Source organism: Clostridium sp. USBA 49, from assembly GCF_900167505.1.
In the GTDB taxonomy this organism is placed as follows: domain Bacteria; phylum Bacillota; class Clostridia; order Clostridiales; family Clostridiaceae; genus Clostridium_AT; species Clostridium_AT prolinivorans.
On the sequence record NZ_FUYD01000001.1, the window covers coordinates 443,620 to 454,447 of the forward strand.

Annotated in this window: 8 protein-coding genes; all 8 read right to left on the reverse strand. The window is 28.2% G+C overall.

Annotated elements, in window-relative coordinates; translation table 11 throughout:
• Window positions 1-37: 37 nt before the first annotated feature.
• A complete protein-coding gene (locus tag B5D11_RS01860) occupies window positions 38-1,216 on the reverse strand; it encodes a serine hydrolase domain-containing protein (RefSeq protein WP_078681343.1) in 1,179 nt (392 codons plus the stop codon).
• 289 nt (window positions 1,217-1,505) lie between these two features.
• Window positions 1,506-2,378, reverse strand: a complete 873-nt coding sequence (locus B5D11_RS01865; protein WP_078681363.1) for a carbohydrate ABC transporter permease — start codon at window positions 2,376-2,378, stop codon at window positions 1,506-1,508.
• 35 nt (window positions 2,379-2,413) lie between these two features.
• Window positions 2,414-3,304: a carbohydrate ABC transporter permease gene (locus B5D11_RS01870; RefSeq protein WP_078681344.1), complete on the reverse strand. Its 891-nt coding sequence runs from the start codon at window positions 3,302-3,304 to the stop codon at window positions 2,414-2,416.
• Between the two features lie 104 nt (window positions 3,305-3,408).
• Complete coding sequence (locus tag B5D11_RS01875; RefSeq protein ID WP_078681345.1) at window positions 3,409-4,707, reverse strand: extracellular solute-binding protein; 1,299 nt, start codon at window positions 4,705-4,707, stop codon at window positions 3,409-3,411.
• 104 nt (window positions 4,708-4,811) lie between these two features.
• Window positions 4,812-6,023, reverse strand: a complete 1,212-nt coding sequence (locus B5D11_RS01880; RefSeq protein ID WP_078681346.1) for a response regulator — start codon at window positions 6,021-6,023, stop codon at window positions 4,812-4,814.
• The gene (locus B5D11_RS01885) at window positions 6,013-7,764 is read right to left on the reverse strand and encodes a sensor histidine kinase (protein WP_078681347.1); all 1,752 of its coding nucleotides are present in this window, start codon (window positions 7,762-7,764) and stop codon (window positions 6,013-6,015) included. The genes B5D11_RS01880 and B5D11_RS01885 overlap by 11 nt, the downstream gene beginning before the upstream one ends.
• 265 nt (window positions 7,765-8,029) lie before the next feature.
• On the reverse strand, window positions 8,030-10,186 hold the full coding sequence (locus B5D11_RS01890; RefSeq protein WP_078681348.1) for a glycoside hydrolase family 3 C-terminal domain-containing protein: 2,157 nt from the start codon (window positions 10,184-10,186) through the stop codon (window positions 8,030-8,032).
• A gap of 61 nt (window positions 10,187-10,247) precedes the next feature.
• Window positions 10,248-10,828, reverse strand: a 581-nt coding sequence (gene fsa / locus B5D11_RS01895) for a fructose-6-phosphate aldolase (protein WP_078681349.1), incomplete at its 5' end; no start/stop codon positions are given.

The following is a 10,828-nucleotide window of genomic DNA, read 5'->3' on the forward strand; positions in this document are numbered from 1 at the left end:
CACACGTATATAAATTAAATTATAAAATTAATATTTACTAATAACATGAACCTAATATAATATTGCGTAACTTTCTTGTAAGTGAAGTAGTTCCTGAATCTTTCTTTTGCATCATAAATAAAAATGTTAAGCCTTCCTTTGGGCAATTACAAAAATATGTACCAAGCCAGCCATCCCATCCATATTCTCCAAGGCATGCAATATCTCCAGCTTTGCTACAATCTATCATTACTCGCATTAAATTACCATAGCTGTATCCACTTAGAGTATACCAAAGCTCAAAATTCTTTTGCTGCGTAGAACTTAAAGTCGCAGAAGTTAAATATTTTACTGTTCTAGGTCGTAAAATATGAACACCGTCAAGGCTTCCTTCATTTATAAGCATTCTAGCAAATTTTGCATAATCATCTATAGTAGAAACCAATCCAGCTCCACCAGATTCAAATTCAGGATTTCTGTCCATTTTATTGATAATACCTAAATGATTTCCTGTATAAAGAACTAATTCTCCATTTCCATCATCAGCATAAATTTTTGCAAGACGCTCTCTTTTTTCTTCAGGTACCCAAAATCCAGTATCTTTCATATTTAATGGTTCAAACAATTCTTCATTTAAAAATTCTCCAAATCTTTTACCACTTACTACTTCTACAACAGCCCCCAATACATCAGCAGAAGTTCCATATGCCCACGAAGTTCCAGGTAAAAATGCAAGTGGACATCTTCCAAGTTTATTCATAGACTCCAAAGTACTCATTGGTGAATCACCTAATAATCTTTTATCTATTTCTTGAAACAAAGCTTCTATATCTTTCCCCTCATTGCCTTCTCCTCCATATAAAAGTCCTGAAGTCATTGAAAGCAAATCCTTAATTGTTACTTCCCTTTGTACTTTAACCAAACATCCATTTTCATAAACCATCTGATTTTTAAACCCTTCAATAAAATTACTTACAGGCTCATATAAATCAATTTCACCTCGTTCTAAAAGTATCATAACTGCAGCTGCCGTAATTGGTTTGCTCATAGAATATAATCTGAAAATAGAATCTCTTTTAATTGGAATTTTTGCTTCTTTATCGGCCAACCCATCTTCATAATAAAATATTTCTTTTCCATCTTTTATAATCATTAAGTTTGCACCAGCTAGTTCATTGTTATCTATACTTTTTCTCAGTACTTTTTTTATTTGGTTAATTTCTGTTTTGTTTAACATTTTAAATCCTTCCTTTATCTAAATTAGACTTATAATTAAATTATATTAGCAATTTTTGAAATCGTATACCTATATAATTTTATATCATTTAATATAAAAATTAGTACAGTATTAATTTTTACTACTATTTTAGAAATAAAATATATTAAAGATCAATGCTGGTAAATTGTATATAAAATACAAAGCGATAAATAACTAAATCAAATCATATTGATATAGTTATTTATCGCTTACACCTTAATAAAAAATTTATAGAAACTTATAATTATAATCATTTTTTATAATACGACTAACCTTTAACAGCACCAGCCATTAAGCTTTTTTGTACTTGATTACTTAAAGGTATATATATTAATATTGTTGGCAATGTTGCAATAACAAGCCCTGCTACAATTGGTCCCCAATCTGTTGAATGTTCTCCTGCCATAGACATTATTCCAACAGTTAATGTTTTAAGTTTAGGATTATTTAAAAAAGTGTTTGCAAACATAAGTTCATTCCAGCTTGATAAATATGTGAATATTGAAACTGTAGCTAATGATGGTTTTAATAATGGTAAAACAATTTTAAAGAAAGCTTGATATATATTACATCCATCTAAACATGCAGCTTCTTCTAACTCATAAGGTATACCTTCAAGAAAACCTGTCATAACAAATATGCCCATTGGAAGTGCAAAAGCTATATAAGGAATTATTACCGCCCAATAAGTATTTAATATATGAAGTTTCTTTTCTATTAAAAATAATGGTAATAAAGTTGAATGAATAGGAACCATCATACCCAATAAAAATATAGTTAATACTATTTTGTTGTATTTCCATTTCATACGAGTTACAGCATAAGAGGCTGTTGCTATAAAAATATCTGATACTATAATAGTTATTGCCGTAACAATTAAACTATTAAAAAAATATAATCCTACTTTTCCACTAGTTAAAGCAACTTTATAATTAGATATTCTCCATACCTTTGGTATTCCTAAGACATTACCTCCAAAAATTTCTGCATTATTTTTAAAGGAAACCAATACTAGCCAAATTAAAGGATATAACTGAATTATAGCAACAATAATTAATATAACTAAAAGTATTATATTTTTAATACTTCTTTTTTCACTTTTATCTTTTCTTAAACTAAATTTAAAACTTCTATTTTTCATTGTTTCCATTTTTATTTTCCCTCCTTCAATTGGTATTAAGCTTCCTTTTGTTTTCTTCCCTCAAATAATTTTTGAATTATTAATGTAAATACTAAACATTCTACTATAATAAAAATAGACATAGAGCTTCCATAACCATACATATATTTATTAAATATTGTGTTATACATTAACGTACTAGGAACTTCACTTGCATGAAGAGGTCCTCCATTTGTCAATATATAAATTAAATCAAAAGATTTAAATGATCCTGTAACAGCAAACACTACACAAACTTGTAATATAGGTTTAATAAGAGGTATAGTTATTCTTGTAGCTATTCTAAATTCTGATGCCCCATCAATTTTTGCAGCTTCATATATATCTGGAGAAATTGATTTAATTGCAGCATACATCAAAAGCATATGATATCCAATATACTGCCAAACGATAGGCACAAAAGCTGCTCCTAAAGCTGTCTTTGTACTTGCAAGCCAAGGTTGTGCTAAAGAACCTAATCCAATTTTTTTAAGTATAACGTTTAACATTCCATAATTAGGATTATATATTTTCATCCACAATTGCCCAATAACAACAGTTGAAATTATTACTGGTATAAAATATACAGTTCTAAAAAAATTCTCTCCTTTTACTCCTCTAGCTAGTACTAATGCTAATAAAAGTGATAAAGGTAATTGTATAAAAACAGAAAGCGCAGCAAGAATAAATGAGTTTTTTACTGATTTTGTAAAACCATCAGTATTATTAACAAATAAATTAATATAGTTTTTTAAACCTACAAAAGATCCTTTACCAATTCCATCCCATTTTAATAAGCTATAGTACACAGAAAAACAAATAGGAAGTATAATAGCTACAATAAATATTAATAAAGCTGGAAAAACAAATAAAAATATGGCTTTCTTATCTTTTAAAATCTTGTCCAAATTAGATACCTCCCTTATTTTTTTAAATATTAAAAACCGTCCCTTGTATTTAAATTCTCCTGCCAATTTAAATACCATTAGCAGGAGAACTAATATTTTTGTATTTATTTATTATCAATAATACTTTGCATTTGTTTTACAAATTCATCTGATGATATTTGTTTACCAAAGAGCTGAGCTACAAGGTTTTTATGAAGATCAGCATCTTGTCCTGAAAGGAAAGTATCCCACCAAACCACATAACCTGTAGAATTTTTTGCAATATCACTAATTTGTTTAATTAAAGGTGAAATCTTAGATTCATCAACATCTACTTTCCAGGTTGGTATTCCAGCACCAGTTTCATATAATCTCTTTGACATATTTTCAGTTATAAATTTAGCTGCTTTAACAGCTTCATCTTTATACTTAGTATTAGCATTAACCATGAAGCAATCAATTGCACCACCTAATACTTCATTTTTATCTCCTTTTCCATCAGTAACAGCAGGGAAATTCATAGCTATAACTTTACCTTTTACTGTCGAATTTGGACCTTCTATAGTACCTGCCACCCAGTTCCCGTTATAATACATTGGAATTTGCCCTTGAATAAATGGTATTTCTGATTCATCTCTAGTTAAGCCAAGAGCTGCAGGATCAAATGCACCAGCATCTATAAGTTGTAGTAACTTATCAGCAGCTTTTTTAAATGCTGGATCTAAAAATGAACCTTTCTTAGATAAGGCATCATTATTTAATTTAGCACCACCTTCACGAAGTGCAAGTACGTCATAATAAAACATTCCAGGCCATTTATCTTTTTCTCCTACAGCTATAGGGGTAATTCCTTTAGCTCTGAATGCCTTAACTGCTGTTAACAGTTCATCGAAATTTTCAGGTATTTTTATATTATTTTTTTCAAACATTTCTTTATTTACATAAAAAGTACCTACTGCTGTTGTATAAGGCAATGCATAAATTTTGCCGTTATAAGTTAAATAAGTAAATGCTCCATCTACTATTTTATCTTTAGTTCCATCTTTAAGATAATCGTCTAGAGCTAATACTTTACCTGCATCAACAAAAGGTTGAGAAAATCCTGCTCCCCAAGAAGTAAAAATATCAGGTGCTTCATTAGCAGATATAGCTGTCTTTATTTTTGTTTTATAAGCCTCATTTTCAGTTCCTTCTGCTTCAATCTGTACATTGGGATTAGCATCATTCCATTCCTTTACTGCAGCCTCCAGATTTTGCTTATTAGAATCTGAATCAGATGTCCAAATATGCCAAAGCTTTAATGTAATTTTTTGATTTCCTCCTGAATTTGAAGCATTGTCCTCTTTTTTACCACAAGCTGATAAACTTGAAGATAATGCTACAGTTAATAATAGAGCTGAAATTCTTTTCAATCTTCTGTTCATTTATATCCCTCCATATTATTAGTATCATTTTCGATTACAATATAATAATAACTCTCAAACGTTTTCAATAAAATTTAAAAATTTTACTTATTTTTTAAATTTTTTTACTTTTTTTTATATTCACTAATTGATACTCCTGTGTATTTTTTAAAGCATGTACTAAAATAGCTAGGATCAGAAATACCAACTTTTTCTGCTATTTCATAAGCTTTTAAATCTGTATTTTTAATAAGCATTTTAGCTTTATCAATTCTAAGTTTGGTTAAATATTCCATAAAATTTATTCCCATTTCTTTTTTAAATATTCTGCTTAAGTAACTTGAATTAATAAAAAATACATGACTTACTTTAGATAAAGACATTTCAGTATCTTCAATATTTTCCCTTACATAATTAGTTATATCATCAATAAGTTTATTATGTTTTTTAAAACTATTATAATTTTTTAAAGCCATTAAGGCTTCTTTATATGATTTTTCTATATTTTGTATTCCATTTTTTACACCACCAATTCCAATTGAATAATTAAAATCACTTAAAAATTTAAATTTTATATCTTTAAGAAAATTTTGGAGAATACTTGAATCTCCATTATTAATAATAGTAATTCTATAATTTATATCAAAGAAAATATTTATATCTTCATATTGATTAAAATATTCTTTTACTTTATCATATATTTTAAATTTATATACTATATCTTCTTCATCATTTATATAATTACCCTCTTTATTAAACATTACTTCTAAAACTGCAACTTGAAAATTATTATATTTAAAGCTAAAATCTAAATTGCTCATTTGCCTTTTTACTTCATTAATATCCATATTAAGCTCAATTAATCTATTTAAAAGTCTTTCTATAAAAAATGATTTATTTTCGATAAATTGTTTTTTTAGACTATTATATTCAGAAATAGTTTCACGTTCTTCCTCTATTTCTTTTTTCATCTTTAAAGCAGTTCTTAAAACCACTTCATCATCAATTGGCTTTAATAAATAATCCTTAATCCCAGCTCTTATACTTCTTTGTGCATATTTAAAATCATCATATCCTGAAATAACTACCACTTTTATATTAGGATACTTTTTTATAATTATATCCGCAAATTCAATACCATCTACATTCGTCATACATATATCTGTAAAAACTAAATCGGGCTTATATTTGTCAACTGCATTTATTGCATCTTCTCCAGAGGATGCTTCTCCTACAATTTCCATACCTATAGACTTCCAATCTATACATTTTTTAAGCAAATTTCTTACTAGGTATTCATCATCAACAATTAAAACTTTTATTGTGTTACTTATCATAATTTTCCTCCTGATTTAGTGGAATATAAATCGTTACTTTTGTTCCTTCTCCAAGTTTGCTCTCTATTTCAAATTTACTTTTTCCGTTATAAAAAATATTAAGTCTTTCCATAGTTCCACTTAATCCTATTCCTCCTCCATTAAATTCTTTTATACTTCTAAGTTTTTCTTCAGTCATGCCAGCACCATCATCTTGTACTATAAGTTCAATAAAATCTCCTCTAATTAATGTGCTTATAAAAATATTACCTTTTTTTCTAGTAGGTTTTATACCGTGATATATAGAATTTTCAACAAGCGGTTGTAAAATTAATTTTAGTATTTTATATTTGTTAGCTCTTTCATCTACACTTATATTTACATTAAACATATTATCATACCTTATCTGTTGTATTGTAAGGTAGCTTTTAACAGTTTTAATTTCTTCTTCAATTGATATTACTTCTTTACCATTACTTAAACTTGTTCTATAAAAATTACCTAAAGCTTTTATAATTTTATATACTTCATCATTTCTATTATCTAGAGCCAATGAACTTATTGTATCAAAAGAATTATATAAAAAGTGTGGTTTTATTTGAGATTGCAGAACATCCAATTCTGCTTTCCTTTTTATCTTTTGTTCCTTAACAATCTGCTCTATTAAATTTTCTATCTTATAAATCATTGTATTATATACATTTTTTAATTTTCCAATTTCATCATTTCCAGTATCTATATTTACTTCTTTAAATTCTCCATTTTCAACCCCTTTCATTGATTTTATTAATTTATCTATAGGTTTTGTTATATTAGAAGATACTAATATTAATCCAAAAAAACTCATAATACCGTTTAATAAAAGTATAGCAATCATAACAATTTTATATATATTTGATTGATTTGAAAGCTCACTAAATGGAAGTATACTAATTATTGTCCAACCTAAATCATTTTTTAAATATGAATTTATATAATCTTTCTTGTTTATCCTTTCAATTGAATAATAGTGTTCTTCATTACTAATATCCGATTTTATATTATGTCCTTCTAATTCTTTTGGATGAATAATATCATTATTATTTTCATCTTTTAATAAAATGTTTATATCACCTGTTTTCATAATATCTTTAAATGAATTCATAATCGCATCTTCAGGTATATTAATTACCATTGTTCCTATAGGTTTTTGACTATCTAAATCATTAATTACTCTAATAAGTGATACATATTTTTTTTCAGGCTGATTAAATACCCCTCCTCCATTTAGTTTTATTATATATCCTCCCGCTGCCTTTTGAAGTGTATCATACCAATAAGAATTTTTTATATTATTTAATGTAAAATTCTTTATTTTTTTCTTGTCAACAAAATATCTATTTCCATAGTTATCAAAAATATAAACTGAAGATATGGACATATTTGATTGTATAAATTCAGTTAAAAATCTATTTACAAAAAGCTGATTATTATAGTTAAAGCCTTTATTCCCATTTTTTAGAATCTTTTGAATATCTTTGTTAGATAGAAGAATCTTTGATTCATTGTTAACCGTATATATTAACAGCTTTATATTAGAATCTATTGTCTGCAGTGTTTGTAATGCTACTTCACTTACCTTTTGAGTCATTATTTTTTTATTTATATTTTGATATATAAATGTACTAAAAAATATTGATATAACAGAAATTATGGTATAACAAACTATTATTTTGGTGCCTATTTTTAGATCTCTAAATTTTTTCATAAATTTTTTTATCATATGATAATCCTCACAGTTTTTAACATCTATATTTATAACATGATTTATTAAGACATATTTACTAGTTTAATTATAATTCTTTTATAAAATTGTTTAATTTCAAATATAAGTACTGTCATAAAATTAAAGTTAGTTTACAATTAACTTTGCAATAAATAAAATATGTTCTACGAGCTAACCGCTGTGCAATAAGCTCACAGAACATATTTTTTATTTTCATTTAATACAAGCTATGCATAATCTATTTTGCAACAGCCCTATATAACTAATATTCAATAGCAATTTCCCTTCCTTGTACTTCAAAGCTTTGCTCAAGTACACTTTCTCCTGTTAATTTTTTACTTACTGAATCTGGCTGACTTCCTCCTGCGTACAGAATAAATTTTCCTGGCTCAATAACGCAGCTTCCATCTTCTTTAATTACAGCCATCTGTCTAGATTTTATTGTAAAACTTAATGTTTTCTTTTCATTTGGCTCTAATTCAAATCTTAAAAATGATACTAACTGATGATTTGGAACTTTAGTAGAAGATTCTACATCTTTTAAATAAACTTGACTTACTTCTTCTCCATATAATCCTCCAATATTTTCAACATCAAACGAAACTTGTATATCTTCTCCTGCATTTATCTTATCACTACTTAATCTTAAATTTGAATACTTAAATTTAGTATAACTTAATCCAAATCCAAAAGGATATAAAGGCTCTTTTTCAATAAATCTATAAGTTCTGTTTTTCATATTATAATCTTCAAAATCTGGTAAATCTTCTACAGATTTTACAAATGTAATAGGAAGTCTCCCTGATGGATTATAGTTTCCAAAAATAACATCTGCAACTGCATTTCCACCTTCTTCACCTGGATACCAAGCCTCTATTATAGCCGAAGCATATTTAGAAGCTTCTTCCATTGCTATTGCACTTCCATTTAGCAATACAAGCACAACTGGTTTCCCAACTTCTGCTACAGCTTTTAATAATTTTTCCTGTCTTCCTGGCAATCCAATTTCTATTCTATCTCCACTAGCATCTGCATTAAAAGCATCTCCTTCTTCTCCCTCAATTTTAGGTGAAAGTCCAAGACACATTACGACCACATCAGATTTTTTAGCTGCAAGTATAGCCTCTGGAATTAAATCTCCCTCCCACTTACCTACATTCTTCTTTGTTAAATCGCAGCCTTCTGCATAAATAACTTTTGTATCTTCTGATACTTTATTTCTTATTCCTTGAAGAATTGTAGTATATTTTGATGGAGTACCATTGTAATTTCCAAGAAGTACATCCTTAGAATCTGCATTTGGTCCTATTACTGCTATAGTTTTTATATTTTTGTCTAAAGGCAAAGTATTACTTTCATTTTTTAAAAGAACTATAGATTTTCTTGCTGCTTCTAATGAGAGTTCTCTAAATTTATCACAATCAATAACATCTGGTCCAAGTTTACTGTAAGGTACAAGCTCTGGATCATCAAACATTCCTAATCTAAACCTTGCTTTTAAAAGTCTTCTTAAAGATTTATCTATATTTTCTTCAGGAATAAGGCCAGCAGCTACTGCAGCTTTCAAATAAGTATAGGCATCTCCACAATTTAAATCACAACCATTATTAACAGCTAAAGCACTAGATTCTGCCGCATTACTTGTAACTTTATGGTGATTGTGAAAATCGCATATTGCTCCACAATCAGAAACTACATATCCTTCAAATCCCCACTCGTCCCTTAATATATCTTTAAGTAAAGTTTTACTTCCACAACATGGCTCTCCATTAACTCTGTTATATGCACCCATAACTGCAGAAACATCTGTTTCTTTTATACATTCACGAAAAGCATAAAGATATGTCTCTTTCATTTGTTTAATATCAATATTTACATCAATTTCATGTCGTTTTCCTTCTGGCCCGCTATGGACTGCAAAATGTTTTATTGTGGCATCTACCTTTTTATATTTGGGATCATTACCTTGAAGTCCTTTTATAAAAGCTATCCCCATTCTTGAAGTTAAATACGGATCTTCTCCATAAGTTTCATGCCCTCTTCCCCATCTTGGATCTCTAAAAATATTTATATTGGGAGACCAATAAGTTAATCCTTTATATATTCCTCTATCATTAATACTTAAATACTCATTATATTTTGCACGTGCTTCATCAGATATAGCATCTGCAACATTTTCCATAAATTTTTCATCAAACATTGCAGCAAGACCTATAGCTTGTGGAAAAACAGTTGCTACTCCAGCTCTTGCAACTCCATGAAGGCCCTCATTCCACCAATTATATTCAGGTATTCCCAGTCTTTTAATTTCTGCACTATTATAAAGCATTTGTGTAACTTTCTCACCTAAAGTCATTTTTGAAAGAAGATCTTCCACTCTTTCCTCAATAGGTAAATTTACGTCTAAATACTTTTCCATAATATACCCCTCCCCAACTATTTTATATAAAATTTTCCCTGTTTAAAATTTTTATTTAAAGTTATTTACAAAAAGCCTCATTCCAATCTTTTTTAAATTTTTCTATTCCTGAGTCTGTTAAAGGATGATTAAGCATTTGCATTATTACTTTATAAGGAACTGTAGCAATATGTGCTCCTGCTTGTGCTGCATCTATAACATGAAGAGGATTTCTTATACTTGCTGCAATAATTTCAGTATTTATGTTGTGTTTTGAATATATAGTTGATATTTTTTCAATTAAATCCATACCATTAGTTGAAATATCATCTAACCTTCCTAAAAATGGACTTACAAAGCTTGCTCCTGCATTTGCTGCAAGTAAAGCTTGTGCTGCTGTAAATACTAATGTAACATTTGTTTTAATCCCTTCTTTTGAAAGCACATTAACTGCCTTCATTCCTTCCCCTGTCATAGGTATTTTAACTACCATATTTTTATGTATTTTAGCTATTTCTCTACCTTCTGCAATCATACTAGGCGCATCATCGCTTGTAACTTCTCCACTTATTGGACCATCAACTATAGAAGTTATTTCTTTTATTACTTCTTTAAAATCTCTTCCCTCTTTAGCAATTAATGATGGATTTGTAGTTACTCCAC